The 17,383-nt window shown below is 48.8% G+C and carries 12 protein-coding genes; 3 read left to right on the forward strand and 9 right to left on the reverse strand.

Annotation, left to right across the window (positions count from 1 at the left end; genetic code table 11):
* Nucleotides 1-26 precede the first annotated feature (26 nt).
* The 3 genes from FCL45_RS07230 to pyk form a co-directional block, all read right to left on the reverse strand.
* On the reverse strand, nt 27-1,577 hold the full coding sequence (locus tag FCL45_RS07230; protein WP_176360008.1) for a transposase: 1,551 nt from the start codon (nt 1,575-1,577) through the stop codon (nt 27-29).
* A gap of 158 nt (nt 1,578-1,735) precedes the next feature.
* Nucleotides 1,736-2,086, reverse strand: coding sequence for a hypothetical protein (locus tag FCL45_RS07235; protein ID WP_136799617.1), 351 nt, complete (start codon nt 2,084-2,086; stop codon nt 1,736-1,738).
* Nucleotides 2,087-3,214: 1,128 nt separating this feature from the next.
* Nucleotides 3,215-4,630, reverse strand: coding sequence for a pyruvate kinase (gene pyk, locus FCL45_RS07240; RefSeq protein WP_136799616.1), 1,416 nt, complete (start codon nt 4,628-4,630; stop codon nt 3,215-3,217).
* A 975-nt stretch (nt 4,631-5,605) separates the two neighbouring features.
* Here pyk and FCL45_RS07245 point away from each other — a divergent pair.
* Nucleotides 5,606-6,655 (forward strand): glycosyltransferase family 4 protein, encoded by a 1,050-nt coding sequence (locus FCL45_RS07245; RefSeq protein ID WP_136799615.1) that lies wholly within the window; start codon nt 5,606-5,608, stop codon nt 6,653-6,655.
* A gap of 23 nt (nt 6,656-6,678) precedes the next feature.
* The gene (locus FCL45_RS07250) at nt 6,679-8,856 is read left to right on the forward strand and encodes an amylo-alpha-1,6-glucosidase (RefSeq protein WP_136799614.1); all 2,178 of its coding nucleotides are present in this window, start codon (nt 6,679-6,681) and stop codon (nt 8,854-8,856) included.
* Between the two features lie 303 nt (nt 8,857-9,159).
* Here FCL45_RS07250 and FCL45_RS07255 read toward each other — a convergent pair whose 3' ends face one another.
* From FCL45_RS07255 to FCL45_RS07265, 3 genes are all read right to left on the reverse strand, one after another.
* A complete protein-coding gene (locus tag FCL45_RS07255) occupies nt 9,160-10,368 on the reverse strand; it encodes a mechanosensitive ion channel domain-containing protein (RefSeq protein ID WP_167495904.1) in 1,209 nt (402 codons plus the stop codon).
* A gap of 509 nt (nt 10,369-10,877) precedes the next feature.
* Nucleotides 10,878-12,260 (reverse strand): trimethylamine methyltransferase family protein, encoded by a 1,383-nt coding sequence (locus tag FCL45_RS07260; protein WP_136799612.1) that lies wholly within the window; start codon nt 12,258-12,260, stop codon nt 10,878-10,880.
* 177 nt (nt 12,261-12,437) lie between these two features.
* The gene (locus FCL45_RS07265; protein WP_136799611.1) at nt 12,438-13,394 is read right to left on the reverse strand and encodes a hypothetical protein; all 957 of its coding nucleotides are present in this window, start codon (nt 13,392-13,394) and stop codon (nt 12,438-12,440) included.
* Nucleotides 13,395-13,576: 182 nt separating this feature from the next.
* Between FCL45_RS07265 and FCL45_RS07270 the strand changes: the two genes are divergently transcribed.
* Nucleotides 13,577-14,098: a type 1 glutamine amidotransferase domain-containing protein gene (locus FCL45_RS07270; protein ID WP_136799610.1), complete on the forward strand. Its 522-nt coding sequence runs from the start codon at nt 13,577-13,579 to the stop codon at nt 14,096-14,098.
* A 118-nt stretch (nt 14,099-14,216) separates the two neighbouring features.
* Here FCL45_RS07270 and allE read toward each other — a convergent pair whose 3' ends face one another.
* From allE to FCL45_RS07285, 3 genes are all read right to left on the reverse strand, one after another.
* Nucleotides 14,217-14,996 carry a (S)-ureidoglycine aminohydrolase gene (gene allE, locus FCL45_RS07275; protein ID WP_136799609.1) on the reverse strand — a complete coding sequence of 260 codons (780 nt, stop codon included), beginning with the start codon at nt 14,994-14,996 and terminating at the stop codon, nt 14,217-14,219.
* A gap of 16 nt (nt 14,997-15,012) precedes the next feature.
* Nucleotides 15,013-16,008, reverse strand: a complete 996-nt coding sequence (gene ilvC / locus FCL45_RS07280; RefSeq protein WP_136799608.1) for a ketol-acid reductoisomerase — start codon at nt 16,006-16,008, stop codon at nt 15,013-15,015.
* Nucleotides 16,009-16,140: 132 nt separating this feature from the next.
* Nucleotides 16,141-17,379 carry a Zn-dependent hydrolase gene (locus FCL45_RS07285; protein ID WP_136799607.1) on the reverse strand — a complete coding sequence of 413 codons (1,239 nt, stop codon included), beginning with the start codon at nt 17,377-17,379 and terminating at the stop codon, nt 16,141-16,143.
* Between the last annotated feature and the right edge of the window lie 4 nt (nt 17,380-17,383).

Here is a 17,383-nt window from a genome sequence, read left to right on the forward strand (position 1 = left end):
GACTATTCTCCTCTACGATCTACCTGTCAGCTGCCTACTACCGCTCCATACGAGTGGATCTTTTTCAGGTTATGGACCATGCAGAACAGGTTCCACTGCGCATTCACTTTTCGTTTTCCTCGAAGACTGAATCGATCAAGTTTCATGGTTGACCGTATATGGCCAAAGGGTGGCTCACCAACAGCGAGTCGCATGCCATAGATTGCTCGACCAATGGTTGAATCAATCTTTCGTTTCATCTTCTCTGTGAATCGCTCATTACCGTTACGCTTTTTCCCCGGAAAGTAAGCTAGCTGGCGGGCCTCGGTTTTCTCTGGCTTGCGTAAACACTCACGTCGCAATTGACATGGGAGGCAGTCTCGCTTAGCTCCTTTGAACTTGTAGGCCTGATAATCTTTCACCTTGGCGTTGCAGCCATTGCGGTAGAGTTTCTTGCCGGCCGGACAAATAGCGTGGCTCAAATCATCAGCGAAAGTAAAATGTTCAGGCCGAAAGAGTCGCTTTCCACCGGCCCTGGTCGCAAAGTGATAAGCGGGGAGATCTTTATAGCGCTCCGCTGTGGCAAAGCGAGGATCTCGTTTGCGGAAACGAGTATCCGCAACATACCCATCTATATTCTCTGTATAGAGGTACTCGAGATTCTTCTCGGAATGATAACCGCTATCCGCTACAACTTTGGCCTTACCAAATACATCTTGGTCGCCTATCTGTTCCAAGTTAGACTGTATCGACTTCAGCGAAGGTACAAGGAGATTGGACTCACTGCCCTGCCCATAGGCTTCTGCTCCAACAATGACTTGGTGCTTCTTGTCCACTGAGGCAACACCGACATACCCCTGTATTACCCCTTTCGATGTGGCCATCTTGGCAGAGTCATTATCGGTAATGTTTGATTTAACCGGTTTGCCGCCACTGCCACGTCGGTCATCATGGTCTTTCAGCCAATCCCTTATCTTGGCAGCACTTTTTTGTAGTTTCTTCTTATATTTCTCTTCATGATCCCGAACTTCCGGCTCTATCTTCTCAAGATCCATGGACTTGTGACGGATGATCATTCTGTGCAGAGCTCGCTCTATCTTTTCAACCTTTTTGGTCAAATCGGCTTTGGTGCCACTCCATTCCTTAGAGGCATTGCTTGGGAGTTTGCAGCCATCAATAGCAAACATCTCTCGGCCAATAAGGTTCTGCTGGTCACAGATCAGCAGTACTTGAAGAAAGAGAGAGACAACCTCTTTGTCCATACTGGAGACGAAACTGGCAATTGTTGTGAAGTGGGGTCTGGTATTGGCTGAAAGGGCCATGAAAAGGATGTATTTCTCACAGCACTCGGAAATTGCACGACTAGAAGTAATACCTCGTGAATAGGCAAACAGGATAATCTTCAGCAAAATCCGTGGGTCATAGGCTGGGGCACCAGTTTCGTCGTTGGTGAACCTGGCATCAAAGATGGAAAGGTCGAGTTCGTGATCGACCAGATAGTTCAGGGTGTACTCGAAAGTCCCTTTTTGTATCTGCTCATTGAAGAATACTGGTATGAACATCCCCTGAGCGTATGAATACGGCTTGTATTTGGCCATGGCTTCCGACTTTCGGCAGGGTTAAGGGGTTGATTACCATCGAATGAAGCCAAATATAACTCTAAATGCCTGATTTTGCTATGACCAACACCTTTTTCTACAGGTTCAACGTGAAGTTCAGGGGCGCGCGCCTTTTGCGCGTCCCTTGAAACGGCTGGTTATGTGTATTTTTTTATTATTTTCACTATAACAACCAGTGCTGCCAATGACGTAATTTGCACTAACGGAACAAAGAAATATATAATTCCATCGTATTTATCTGGAACCTTGAAATATGCGAAATAATAGTATATTGGTACGGTAACGAACGCCACAACTACCCCTACCTGGCCTACAAGATCACTTGCAAGACCTCCATACAACTTCAATGCGCTACATACTGCTGGGATTATTAATGGAGCAACTACAATAGCAATAAAGAAGAAATTTACTCCTACATTTTCGATTACAACCCCAACGCTTAATGCTATGGCTATGGCTAGCAATATGATGGTTGTGTATTTCATCATTCATATTTCCAAATAACATATATAATTGAAGACACAACAAGTAATATATATATTGCCGTGGTTCTCTTAATTAATGATTTTGCATTATCTTTAATTTCAGAAATTGTTCTTTTTCCATATGCAACTTCGCTAATCAATGTCATTATTACCACTACAGGGTAAAGAATTATCAGAAATGCAATATATTTAATAATGAGAATCATATAATTAATATTAGATTATCCGTAATTTTATTTTATACACATTTCCAATACTCTAAGTACAGCATAAAATACATTCATTTACATAACGTGTAATATAGGACTACTCCCTTTTTGGGGATTTCTTCCTCATTTTCAATGAATACGACTACCACAACGGGTAGCTACCCGTTGTGGTATATTTCTTTTCAAATTGTGCGACAAACTGCTTATCTTGCTAAAATGTCACATTTTTATTGCATAGTAGGCGATTGATTTTCAAGTTGCAAGCGTTAATCAGGCAACTCCTGGGAGTTCCTATAATACGTAAATATCCGTGATATAGGAGTATGGGTATATTACGCAACTCCAATATTCGTTAGATGTGCCTAACCTTACATGTTGTGTACTACGATATCGTACAACTGCATTTAGTTGGTTTGTCAAATCGCCAGGGACATCAATTAGTGTTATGTCGAATAGTATGCAAAAAAAGATAAGTAAATTGGGTTTTGTCAGATTTTATAGACTAGGAGTTCCAATACGTTCAACAATGTCGCAAGAAGATTAGTTCTCGATAGTGAAACAGTATTGTTGAGCTGGAATTGAATTTTTCTTTTGAGGGCAGAAAGAGTCAGCATGCCCTTTTGCCACGCAAAACAGTACGCAGCGTAGCACGAGTTCTTTTTCTTTGACTCTCTCTCAATTCATCAGCATGTATTCTCTAAAATATTTGCCGATTCCTTCTAAAGCTCAGCTTCACGAATCAAGGCGTGAGAAGCAAGGAATTAGGGGGATGAGTAACAGCCTAAACCTAAAGAAGTGTTCCCTGAAACTCGATAAGATGAATCGATTTCAGGGGGGATTTGCCAATCTGCTACGCCTTACCTCACACCGTACCCCTCACTTTTTCAAGTCTAAGCTGAGGGGGGAATCAGAACCAATATTGTCAGCGGCATTTAAGTTTGAAGTTCGCGGCCGAGCTGATCTCGATATAGGTCGCTCCCTGGCGGGGACCGAAACTGCCGGCGAGGATGACGATCAGGTCGTCGTCGTGAAATCGGTTTTCCGCTATAAGGCGGCAGATTGACGACTGCAAGACATTGCCGTTGCCAAGATCCATGTGAATATAATCTGCATAGACCCCAAAGGATAAGGAGAGGCGGCGCATGACCCGCTGGTCGTAGACCTGGGCGTGGATGACGTTGGCCCCGCGATAGGCGGCAAGGGCGCGGATCGAGGTGCCGGTGAGAGAATCTGCCACAATCGCCTTGGTGTTGAGGCGAATAGCCGCCTTTACTGCCGATTTTGCCAGATACGCAGCGACTTTGTTCTGCTCGGTGTACCCCGCATCGATATAGCCCTTCCTCTTGCTCTCAACCTCGACTGCGATCTTGGCCATGGTGCGTACGGCCAGCTCGGGATATTTGCCGTTGGCGGTCTCGCCGGAGAGCATTAAGGCATCTGTATGGTCAAGGCAGGCGTTGGCTACATCCGAGACCTCTGCCCTGGTGGGACGGGGCGAATCGATCATGGAGTGCAGCATCTGTGTGGCGACGATAACCGGTTTGCGGCGCTCTATGCAGTCCAGGATTATGCCTTTTTGAATCAGCGGGATTTGCTCGGTCGGGATTTCAACGGCCAGGTCACCGCGGGCAATCATGACCCCATAGCAATGGTCGAGAATCTCGCAGAGGTTGTTGACACCTTCAGCGTTTTCAATTTTGGAAATTATTTTGATAGGAGAGTTGGTCTCATCGAGAATCTCCTGGACGGCCAGCACATCCTCTTTGTTGCGCACGAAGGAATGGGCGATGAAGTCGAGATCATTCTCTGCGGCAAAACGGATAAAACCCTTATCCTTTTCACTGAGGGCAGGAAGCTTTACATGTACTGCCGGTATATTGATACTTTTGCGCTCGCTGATTGTACCGTCATTCTCCACCGAGCAGTAGAGGTACTGGTCATCCTTTTCGAGCACAGCAAGGGCTATATGGCCATCATCGATAAGAATGGAACTGCCGACCGGGACATCTTTGACGAAGTTGTCGTACGAGACACAGATGATGTCGCCTGAGGATTTTTTATCCGGTGCCCCGGTAATGCGAACAGCATCACCGTACTTGACCGTTAGCGGCTCCTCGGCAAGGCAGGTTCTGATTTCAGGGCCTTTAGTGTCAAGCAGGATGCCGATTTTGTCGGAGACGGCCCTGGTATTTTTGATGACCTCTAGTGCATCCTCATGGCTCATGTGAGCCGTGTTGAGACGTACGACATTGATGCCGGCCTTGTAGAGGCCTTCGATAAAAGCGACGGAACAGTTGAGTGATGAGATGGTGGCTACAATCTTGGTGAGTCTGGGCATGGGGATCTCGCTGAATTAAAGATGTAAGAGAATGCACCGAGGGCCTGGGGCCAACAGCAGCCTACAGAGTTTGCCCAAAGTATCTTCGATTGCACCAAGGTTCAAGTAAAAGATCAGGGTGGTAAGAAAAATATTCAGATTTTCGATGGTTTAATAGATGTCTCGTTCTGTGGGGATGATGAGGTCACGATGAGCGCAACACTTCAGGGGAGAGCTGAAGCATGGAACATTATGATCTTCTTGATAATTAATCCATCCTGTGGAATTGCTGAAGATGTTGTGCACACATAGGCTGAAAGATTTTTTCTTGGATGCTCTGCGTGCCTGGTCACTGAAAATAGTCTGGGAAACTCAACTCTGCTACATTTTGACACATAGTTGCCGGTAACGGAACTGTGTCATGGCACATGCCACTCCTTTGGTCATTTCAATGCAGTAAATGCCATTCATCTGAAGTAACAATCTGAATAGGTATGGGAAATATGTTGAATTACATATTTGTGCCGGGCTGAATCGCCAGTGGCATATTGCTTGCTTAGAAAACTCTGGTAACCGAAAACACCAGAATTGAATTTGGTTAAGTAAGGGCGGGGGGAGAGGTTGGGATTTTGCGGCAAAGTCAAACCTCTTTATTGCAGCAAAATTCCGATTTTTCATCAGTTTAGTCGGTGTCAGGTTCAGGTCTTTGGATGCTAAATGAATCGTGGGTTATTTTGGTAACCAAAATACTCAAGAAGGTGACATCGCATGAGCTGTTCCCCGAGAGTATTCGAAGTCAGTGCTTATTTCTTTCAGGGCACATTGGTGGGCAACTTCCCAAATCATTACTCTTCCCATTACTCTCAATGAATTATTAACAGAAACTTCCCTGTGTTTCTGCAAAATGCGGCCGAGAAACGCGGACTGGATGTTGGATATGATAATGGTGTCTGTGTCCTTATTGCAGAATGAGTTGTAACCAGTGAGGGCCCAGCTATGAAAATTGCCCAGGTTGCTCCAATAACAGAAAGTGTGCCGCCGAAGCTCTACGGTGGAACAGAGCGGATAGTTTCATTTCTCACTGAAGAACTGGTACGACGAGGTCACGATGTAACTCTATTTGCCAGTGGCGATTCCCAGACCAAGGCACGCCTTTGCAGTTACCCAGACAAGGCCTGGAGGATTCAGCCCTGCTGCAGTGATGCCCTGGCCGTACAGATACTACAGCTTGAAAGAGTTTTTCGGGAGCTAGACCTGTATGACATTGTACATTTTCATACAGATTATTTGCAGTTTCCGTTTTTGAGGCGGCTCCCCGTAAACCATGTAACCACACTGCATGGGCGGCTGGATCTTCCGGAACATACCATGATTTTTAATGAATACAGGGAGGCACCTGTCGTATCAATCTCCAATAATCAGCGTAAAGCCCTGCCGATGGCAAACTGGCAGAAAACCGTTTACAACGGCATCGACGATTCCCTGCTGAACTTTAACCCGGAGTCTGGTTGCTATCTTGCATTTCTGGGCAGAATTACAGCGGACAAGGGTGTTGTCGAAGCTATTGAGATAGCAATGCGCAGCGGTGTGGAGCTAAAAATAGCGGCTAAGGTCGATCCAACGGATCAAGCATATTTCCACGAAAAAGTTCTTCCTCTCTTAGATCACCCTCTAATTAATTTCATAGGTGAAATTAACGAAATCGAAAAGTCAGATTTCCTTGGCAATGCAGCGGCTCTTCTCTTTCCTATAAAGTGGCCGGAGCCTTTTGGACTTGTCATGATAGAGGCACTTGCCTGCGGAACACCTGTGGTGGCTTTTAACCGCGGCTCTGTTCCGGAGATTTTGCAGAATTTTGTTACTGGATTCATCGTCAATTCTATTGAAGAGGCCATTGCCTCTGTTGGCAGGTTGCACCTTATCAGCAGATATCAGTGCCGTGATGTTTTTGAGAGGCGATTTCGTGCTACGGCCATGACAGATGAATATCTTGATGTATATCATCAACTCATTTCATCCCATGATGGTGCCTGTAATGCGGGTTAATCTCCAACAAAATACTGATAGCCATGGAAAAAAATATCGGGGAAGTTATTCAAATTAACGACAGCTGGTATGTCAAGGCGGGATCTTCAAGAACGGATCTGCAGACCAGGGTACTTAAGAATGGTGAATCTTTCGCGATTTTTGATCGATTCGGCGACATCCACCGCATAGGAGTAGGAGAGAAGGGTATCTTTCATCAAGGGACCCGGTACCTGTCTGCCCTTGAAATGCTGTTGAACCGACGGCGACCTATGCTTTTGAATTCTTCCGTTTCACATGACAACACACTGCTTTCCATTGACCTTACTACCCCTGATATGTACAGCGATGGCCAACTGTATCTGGGTAAAGGGAAATTGCATGTTTTCCGTTCGAAACTGCTTTGGAACGAGCAGTACTACGAACATATCCGTGTCATGAATTATGATGCACAGATGTGTTCTGTTGATCTCAGCTTTTCCGTTGGTGCTGACTATGCCGATATTTTTGAGATAAGGGGAATGAAGAGAGCGGCAAAAGGGGAGATCCAGCGCCCTGTGTGGGATGAGAGTATGATTAAACTCAGCTATATCGGGCTTGACCATGTTTTCTATCAGACACGAATACAGTTTGATCCAAAGCCCCAGGGCATCAGCGCAAGTAACACATTCTATTCCTTTAACCTGCATCCCTTCGAATCAGAAAGTATATATTTGCGGATATCATGCAGCAGAGAAAACAGTACCTTTCCTGGGTTCACTTTTTCACGGGCATATCAAGAGTGCAGGGAGAAAAGTCTGGCATCCCGTGCCGCTTTCGTGAGTGTTTATTCTTCAAATGAGCAGTGTAACGAGTGGGTCGAGAGGTCTTCTGCTGACCTTCGGCTTCTGATAACGGAAACAGGCCAGGGGCTTTACCCCTATGCAGGTGTCCCCTGGTTTTGTACGCCTTTCGGTAGAGACGGCCTGATTACCGCTCTTCAGTGCCTTTGGGTGTATCCGGAGCTGGCCAGGGGCGTATTGCAATACCTCGCTCAAAACCAAGCCACAGACTATTCACCTGAAAACGATGCGGAGCCGGGCAAGATATTGCATGAAAGCCGAAAGGGAGAGATGGCGGCTATGGGAGAAATCCCTTTTGCCCGTTACTATGGGAGTGTTGATTCAACACCTCTGTTTTTACTTCTGGCCGTCTACTATTATGACCGAACCGGTGACAGGGACTTTATGCTGGAGCTTTGGCCTCATCTTCTTGCTGCACTGGACTGGATCAGGGACTCTGGAGATATCGATGGTGACGGGTTTGTAGAATACCAGCGAAAAAGCGAACAGGGAATTCTTCAGCAGGGGTGGAAGGATTCCAATGATTCAATTTTCCATGAGGATGGTACTGATGTAACCGGGCCCATAGCGCTTTGCGAGGTGCAGGGTTATGTCTACGAGGCAAAGTTGAAGTTATCGGGCTTAGCTGCGGTCTTAGGGCAATCAGCGTTAGCTGAAAGCCTGCTCGATGAAGCGGTGCACTTAAAAAAGAAGTTTAATGAGAGTTTTTGGCTGGAAGATCTGAAGACATATGCCATTGCACTGGATGGCGATAAGAGGCCTTGCAGGGTGCGTTCCTCAAATGCCGGTCATGCCCTGTACAATGCGATCGCGGATGAGAAAAGTGCAGGCGCGCTGGTGGAAACCCTCTTGTCCCCGAACTCATTCAGCAACTGGGGGGTGCGAACCCTGGCTATGGGGGAAGCACGTTATAATCCGATGTCCTACCATAATGGATCTGTATGGCCCCATGACAATGCGCTTATCGCCATGGGGATGGCACGGTACGGCTTTAAAACAGAGGCATCGAAAATTTTCACAGCCATGTTCAATACCGCAATGTCCGTCGATCTGTTCCGTTTGCCGGAACTTTTTTGCGGATTTCATAGACGACATGGGCAAAATCCGACCTTATATCCCGTAGCCTGTTCACCACAGGCGTGGGCGAGTGGGGCTGTGTTCATGTTGCTGCAGGCCACCCTCGGACTCACATTTTTTCATGAGAAACCGCAGATACGATTTACCCGTCCCTTTTTACCTGACTCTCTCGATTCAGTTCACCTGTCGAACCTGAAGGTTTGTAATGGGGAAGTGGACCTTGTGATACGGCGAAACTATAACGAGGCCGGAATTCATGTAATACGGAAGACAGGTGACATTGAGATTGCAGTTATAATGTGAATATTTCAAAGTGCCAAACCCCGCATAGCAGGCTGGTGTCTGCTATTTGCGGCAGGCATCAGCCGGTTATCGGCTGTGTTATGGGATCTGATTACCCTTAATCTTCAGCTTGAAAAAAGGTTAGGTGATAGACCTGAGGTGCCAGGCGTGACCGATTGGCAAGCGACCAATCCCTGGAATAATTGTGAAATTGGCTTGTGGAGAAAAGCTTTTTAGCTTTAGGTTGTTACTCCTATCACCTTTCTCCTCACGCTCCTCTCCTTGAAGCTGAGCTGTAGTGGTAATCAGATTACAGAGACATGATTATTTCCCTCTTTTGATGATTTGCCGGATATAACGTTTTATTTCCCGAAGGCTTGAAGGCGTTGGCTCCGTACTATTCTGCAGGCGAAGGTACTCTGCTTCGTCTTGGCGCTGTTTGACTACAACGGCAATGCGATCAGCTACATCAGGGTATTTCTGCACCAGTTCTTTCATTATGTCGAAATTAATACGTATGAGGGTAACATCGGTCTGCGCTGTCCAATGGGTCGGGATAGGTTGGTCGGTGAACATGGATACCAGGCCGTAACTTTCTCCCGGGCCCAATTCCCCTATGATTATTTTTTTGTTGTTTACGAGCCTGGTGGAGACCTCTACCACCCCGCTGATAAGAACATCAAAGGCATCTACTTCGCCCTCGTCATATTGTATGACCGATCCCGTATCGTAATGTTTCTGATGGCTTACCACTGCTATTTTCTCTATTTCGTCATCCTCAAGGTTGGAGAAAATCGGCTGACTTTTAAGAGCCAGTTGAACAGTTGGAGGCTCTGCTACCGGAATTTCAGATTTCCTGATACGCATTTCGCTGGTTATGGTTGAGGGAGATATTCCCGCCTGCTGGAGGACATAATGTATCTCCCGGTACAGTTCCTCGCGCCCCCTGAACATGGATGGGTAGTTGGGGAATGATATCCAGCACATATACGTGTAGGGGACGGATGAGGCGTCTGTGAGTCGGACAACCGGTGCCGGATGCTTCAAGACATGTTTGCAGCGATAAAGTCCCTCAAGCAACAGTTGTTTGGCAAAACGGGGGTCAAGTTCCGCAGGAAGGTTGATAGTATACCATGGCCGGTATCGATGAAATTCATTGCCGCAGTTGGTAAACCCCTGTTTGGCCATCTTTGAATTCGGAATCACATTTGTTGTGTTATCCCAGCCTCTAAGCCAGGTGGCCCTCCAATTGATATCAACAACCATTCCTTCAGTACCGTCATTGAGCCGAATCCAGTCTCCAATGCGAAAGGCCCCTTCCACCCCCAAGGCAATACCGGAGAATAAATCCCCCAGTGTTTGTTGCAGGGCGAATCCCAGCAGTGCTGTTGCCAAACCGGTCGAAACCCATACACTGGTAAAGGAATATCCCTGCTGCCAGGAAAAAACTCCCAGGGTTACGAAAATTGAAGAACCGAAAATGACGCCACGCAGCAACCCTGATACCGTACTGGTCGTTTTTCCCTTGCTCATATATTTTTTCACAACGAAGGCATGAACAACAGCAGCAAGCTGCACGCCAACGATAAGAAAAAAGATAATAGTAAAAAATAAAGACGGCCATCTATCCTGAGCGAGCCCTGCAAACTTCGTAAACAAATGGTAGAAAAACGTATGGGCAATTAAAAAAGCCAGGGGTATGCAAAAAAAGTTGATAACCGGAACGAGAACAGGAAAAGAATCTTTAACAGGTTGTATGGGTGGGAATTTGATAACTGCTAAATAGCATAGTGTCAATACCGCCAGGATGATTGTCGTAATTGGTGCATATTCATAAAAGTGTAGCAGTATGGTAGTGGTGTTTTCCAGCATAGGATTAACCTTCTTTTCCCTGGAGTAAATGTGATAGGCAGAACAAAATGTAGGGTCGGATGGTGGATTTGAATAGAGCTAAAAGTGATGTAAACACCTCAGGGAACCATTTCTTCACCGCGTATTGCCTGAATAACTGTATCGTTCGGCTGCGGTTGGTAAAGCTTTTTTCAAGCAGCGCTGTTTATTGCATTTTGCCACAGACAGAATGAATCTACATTCTTTAAGGTGTGATCCGCAAGCCTGGGGTTGCCTTTTTCAGCAATCTCACGGATACCGGCAAGCGCATTGTCGTCAGCGGGAAAGTACAGAGGAAGAACTCCTGTGTTTTGGGGTCGTGCTTCAAAGAGCTTCCTGGAATAGCGTTCACGCTCACAGTCTTCCAGGAATTTTTCCTTACTGAAAAAGTTCAGGCTGCCTAGAGCACCCATGGCGTGTCGTACGATATGCACCCCATATTTGCGTAACGAATTGCGGCTCATTTCAGACTCGAAAATAGCCAGGGAAGACACTTCCGTCAAGCTGGTGCTGCCTCCGGTCTGGGCTGAGGGGTACCCGGTAATCCAGAGGTTGAGCCGTGCCAGAGCCGCATTGATGAGAGGCTGACAGGGAGAGCTGTAAGAAAGATTGCCACCTGTCTCCGTCACACTGGGGAGGCCTCCGTGAATGCACAAGACACCCGGGTTAACAGTCTGGGCGATAATCATCATAAAGAGCACCTGGGCATGAATCTGCGTCAGCAACGACTCCGGACTGCAGGCGCCGGATACGCCGGCAATAGTCTGGTCTATCAGCAGCAGGTTGTTGCCGGAGCGGGCACTGCGCAAAAATGGGTCCACCATGCTATTCATGGGCGCCAGGGAGGAAAGCAGGCTAGTGCCGTCGATCCAGTGTTCCTTGCCCGATAAAAATTGCACCTCGTCAGCGTTCATCGTGTTGGTGGTGATCATTTTCAGCCCTTGATAGTCTCGCTCCATCAACCGGGCTACCTCAAAAAGGGATATGCTCTTGTCGCAGGCAACCGGCAGGCTGAAAATGTTCACAATATCCTGCTGTTCAGCCACCAGGCGGGTGATCTGGTCGTACTCTTTGCGAGTGGCCGGGCGGAGTTCTTCGTCGGTGCTCCGTTTGAGAAAGGGTGATGTCGAACCTGTGCCAAAAGAGTTTCGACCAGGGTCTCCGGGCATTTCTCGGGGGACCAGCTCCAGGCAACGGTCGATGTAACTCCGTTTTATGGGGATAAACAGCGCTGTTTCATTTTCGAAATCAATGGCATCCGCTTCCAGGAGAATATCCATAAGAGTCTGGTTCCCTGAAATATTCATGCCGATTTCCGTCAAGACCTGTTTGGCGTTTTCGTCGATACGCTGATAGATCCTCTTCTCGGCTATCAGGTCGTCAATATCCTCCAGCCGTAATCGGGCTGATTCGAGAATTGTTTCATCGGTGACATGCTGCAGCATCTCCTGATAGAGGGCTTTTGCTTTGCTGAAATGAGTTTCCTGTTCCAGGACAATCCCTTTCGCCAGGATAGATTCCCCGTGTGGGCCCATGGTAATGCTCCTCAAGCCGAGGTGATGGTGCACCGGCTAGAGAGCTGGTCAGCGCTGGTCTGTTGCTGTAGTGCACTGAGAGAAGTTCTCCGCAATTGAAACGTTATTCGACTCATACCAGAATATACCCTCTGATGTCTGAGGGGAAATCAGGCTGGGTAGATAATCTGTACGCAACTATATCTGTTTTTCATACTGTAGGGGCAGCAGGCGAAGCAGCAGTGTGCCGAAGCGCATGATGGCCCATAAAAAAATGAGTGGCAGGAGTATGGTGTTCAAGACAAAAACCACGATAAGATCGACAATCTGGTCTATCAATTCCAGCGACATCTTCTTGAGCAGTTCGATCTTGTTTTTGGCTTCCAGCATGCGCTGCCCCTGACTCATGGTCTGGTTGACCAGCTCTTTGGTTTTGCTCCAGATTCCCTTTTCATCCTGCGGGCTTTCCCCTTCAGTCTCTTCTTGCTGCCCGCCCTCAGTGGGACCGAGCAGGTTATCGAGTTGCTGTGACTCAAGGTCGGCCACGGTACGGCCCAGCACTTCAACCGAGAGATCATGCTTTTCCTGCAAAAAGGTAACATAGACCTGTTCGTTGATATAGGCCATGGCTGGCACAGCGAAACGCAGCACCACTGCGGTGACCACCAGCACCACACCACTTCTGGTAAGCTGTGGCCTGTATTTCAATGGCAACCAGAGGCCCAGGAGCAGCACGATCAAAGCCAGTGCCAGAATGATCTGGACAGAGACAAAAGGTGTAATTTCAATAAGGAACTTCTGGGACCCAAGAGAGGTGAGGCTGACCAGCATCACCCAGGAGAAACGTTCAATGAGGTCGTTGATCGGGTCCAGGGCGGCGCCGAGGGCGAGTGAGACACCAACTCCGCCCGGTTCGAGCTGGAGCGTGCTCTCCTGAAAAACTGAGATCACCCCGTTAAAAGTGCGGGCCATGGCAAAGGAGGCGGCGGCACGCAGCAGGGCCTGATCCACATAATCGGTGGCAACACTGTCTACAGTCGTGAAGGCTCTGTTTTCAAAGAGGTAGCTGCGGGGCATCTCAAAGCAGGAACCTATCAAAACAAGCACCAGTAAGGCGGTCATCACAACTTTTCGATGCTTCGAAAGCGAGGCCATGGAACACTCCTTGATGGGGTATTGTAGCTGTTTTTATCGCATATGGCTAAATCTGCATTAGTATATCGAATTATGAAAGAATGTACAGTGCTTGCACCTTTTGAATAAGTACAGATACAGCCCCGGTTACAGTTCAGGATTGGTACATAGGTCGTCAAAACTCACAATAACAGGAGGCGGATATGGAGCTTAGCACAAAGAAGGTGGCGATATTGATTGAGGATATGTTCAATATCTACGAGTTCTGGTACCCGTATTACCGGCTGAAAGAGGCGGGAGTTGAGGTTGTTGTGGTTGGTTCCGGCAGAAAGAAGAGCTTTACCGGTAAGCCTGCCACGGAGATAAAAGCTGATGTGGCGGCGGTCGATGTCTCGGCTGATGAGTTTGACGGAGTGGTCATCCCGGGTGGTTATGCACCGGACATGATGCGGCGTTATCCTGCCATGGTGAAGCTGGTGGCAGATGCGGTCAATGCAGACAAGATGGTGGCCTCTATCTGTCATGCGGGCTGGATGCTCTGTTCGGCGAAGGTCCTGCAGGGCAGAAAGGTCACCTCGTATTTCGCCATTAAAGACGATATGATCCACGCCGGCGCCGATTGGGTGGATGAGGCGGTAGTTATTGATGGCAAACTGGTCACCAGCAGAACGCCGGATGACCTGCCGGTTTTTCTGCCGGCCATACTGGAGGTTCTGGGCCGATAACTTCTGGAGTTTTAGATTCTTTCTGTTGGTGTGAGCTGGGAGTGGGCCGACTTATCTTTTCCGAACACGCCGGCTGTCAGTATTCTGTCAGCCGGCGTGGTGCATGAAAAGGCCCGTATCAGAGGCTTTCGTCTCTGTTGCAATCTTTGGAATAGATGTATTCCATGCGATCAAGGCCGGTGCCGTAGCAGGCCTGTTTGCAAAACGGGGCAAACCAGATGAAGTCTTCTGCCTGGACGGGTATCCAGGTCTCATCGAGAAGATAGAGGCCCTGGCCGGTGTAGATATAGGCCCCGTGTTCCTGTACGTGGGTTTCTACGAAAGGATGGCATCCGCCGGGCAAAAATGCCAGGGTGTGGAAGTTCATATCGAAGCTTTCACCGGTCGGCAGCAGATCGCGCACCAGGACGTTTTCCATATCGTCATAATTGCTTTCATTGATCCTGTGGATGTTGCCTGTCACCGTCCAGGGGAGTTTCACTTCCGGGTCCGGATGGGGGGTGAAGCGCTGCTTGTAGAGCAGAATACGAACCTCGCCGTCACCTTTTGACTTAAAGTGAATCCCTGCTCCCGGAGGGGAGTAAATGTATCCGCCTGCGGTGAGGGTCTCGGTGGTGTCGCCCGATTTTACTTCAAGGCCGCCCATGCCATCGAGCACGAAGAGCAGGGTCTCGAGGCCTTCTTCAGCCCCGTAGGCCATGGTCGTCTCGCCTGTGGTGCTGACCGTGCCGATCATCTGTACGAAGCTTGCGCCAAGTTTTGGCGAAGCGAGTATGGTCATCTGGCAGTCCCTGATTCCGGGAATGACGTTGATTACTCGGCCTTCGGGGCTAATGACAGCGTACTTGCCCGGCTCCAGAACCGATCTGTTTTTTAGTAATCCCTTAGGGTATCCCATTTATTTTCTCCAAAAATCACTTACCGAATTTCTCGCGCCATATTTCGCCTGTCTGCTCCATGTCTGATTCTGCACAGGTGCGGCGCATTCTGTGCAGTGTCGGCATGCCGAGGGAGAATTCCTGCAGCCAGTTTCTGGCGAAAATACCATTTTCGGTTTCCTCGAAGATTTTCTCCATCTCTTCTTCATTAATAACCCGGGGGCCACTGTGACGCACGGCAAATTCACAGGTTCTGCTGGCGCGTGAGGTGAGGTAGGGCTCGATGCCTACCTCGTCGATATCATCGATGATAGAGCGAATGGAGCGGATGGCTTTGGCATAGGCAAAGGAGCGCGGGTAACCGTTCTTGACCATGATATTGTACATGGTGCGCATCAGGTGGATGGTGCCGCCGTAGAGTACCTGCTCTTCATAGTTGTCGCCTTCCGTTTCATTCTGGAAGGTCATAACCACTACTCCGACCCTGGTGGAGCCAACCGCCTTGGCGATGGCAAGGGCGGTTTCCTGGGCCTGGCCGCTGATGTTCTGGTCGACAGCGACACAGCCCCAGATGCCTGAGCCGTCTTTGTACTTCTGGCGGGTGACCGGGCCAGGACCATTTGGGACAAAGAGTACTACGTCCACATCCTTGGGTGGCTTGATTGTGCCGTAAAGTACCGCAAAACCGTGGGCGAAACTGAGGGTCTGGCCAGGGCGAAGGTGGGCGTGAATGGATTCGTAATAGACTGATGGCTGGGCCGGGTCTTGTAGCAGGATGTGTACCACGTCGGCTTTTTGAACTGCCTCTTCGATGGAGTAGACTTCAAAGCCATCGGCTTCAGCTTTGTCCCAGCTTGAATGGCGATGGCGATCTCCAGCACCGACGATTACCTTGATACCGCTTTCACGCATATTCATGCTCTGGGCGCGCCCCTGACTGCCGTAGCCGATAACGGCCACAACCTTGTCGGTAAGCAGTTCAAGGTTCACATCTTCATCACGATATATTTTTTCAAAATTTGTAGCGTTCATATCAACCTCATTTTTTATGCTTTTTGTGCTGTTGTGTTGATGGAGTCAACCTGCATCCATGTTGCTCCAGTATGGATGCCGGTGAGTGTAGTCGTGGAACAGGTTCCACAGGTTCTCGTGCTCATTGGTGTTTTAAGCGATCTCTTCTGTGGAGTTGCCGGTTTGCACAATCGCAGCCAGCAGTACATCGGTGCCTGCAGCGCAATCCTGCCATGAGGTGTTCTCAATCTCGGCATGGCTTCTGCCGTCAATAGAAGGAACAAATATCATGGCACTGGGCGTTTGCTGGTTGATGTAAATCGTGTCGTGGGAGGCGCCGGAAACCATATCGAGGGATTCCAGGCCGAGTTTGGCGGCGCTGTCATGGACGAGTTTGACCAGTTCAGGGTGAAACGGGGCCCGCTCAACTTCCCACAATTTGTTGATGGTAACTGTGCATCCGGCACTTTCGGCAATTTCGGCAAGGGCAGTTTCAACCTCGGTACATACCCGGTCGGTCTCATCTTCTTCCCAGCCCCGGATGTCGATGGTGAAATGTACTTTTCCGGCAATGACGTTTCGGGAGTTGGGGATGGGATGTACTTCGCCAACGGAGGCGACAACTTCATCGGCGTTACGACCGGCTTCGAAAATTCTGGCGTTCATCAGGGCGAAACAGTAGAGGGCGTCCTGTCGTGAGTCCATCGGGGTTGGGCCGACATGGTTGGTGACACCAGTTACTTCGATATCGTACCAGCGCAGGCAGACGATGCCTTTGGGAACTCCGATGGAGATACCTTTTTGCTCCAGCACCGGGCCCTGTTCGATATGGCATTCAAAATTGGCATGGATCGGACCGGGCTCAAAAGGTTCGGTACCTTTGTAGCCAATGCGCTCCAGTTCGTCACCAAGTCGCTTGCCTTCAAGGTCGGTGAGATCGTGCATTCTGGCAAGTGGCAGTTTGCCTGCGAAATATCCTGAGCCTGTGGTGCCGGGGGTGAATCTGCTGCCTTCCTCGTTGGTCCAGTTCACAACGATCAGGTCACGCTCAAGCTGGATACCGGCGTCTTTTAAGGCGCACATTACCTCGAGGCCGGCAATGATGCCGAGAATACCGTCGAAGCGTCCGCCCTGGGGTTGAGAGTCGCAATGGGAGCCGGTCATAATCGGCGGCAGTGAGCGCTGCTTGCCTGCCAGAGTGAAGAACATGTTACCCATCGGGTCGATATGTGTGGCAGCACCGGCCGCTTCAAACCACTGTTTGAGCTGGTTTCGGGCATCACGATCCTCGTCAGTGAGCGCGAGTCGCGTCACTCCGCCTCTGTCAGTTGCACCGAAGCGGGCGATTTCTGTCATGAATTGTTCTAAACGTGTTGGATTGCAGCGTATCATACTC

The organism is Desulfosediminicola ganghwensis, from assembly GCF_005116675.2.
GTDB classification, from domain to species: domain Bacteria; phylum Desulfobacterota; class Desulfobulbia; order Desulfobulbales; family Desulfocapsaceae; genus Desulfopila; species Desulfopila ganghwensis.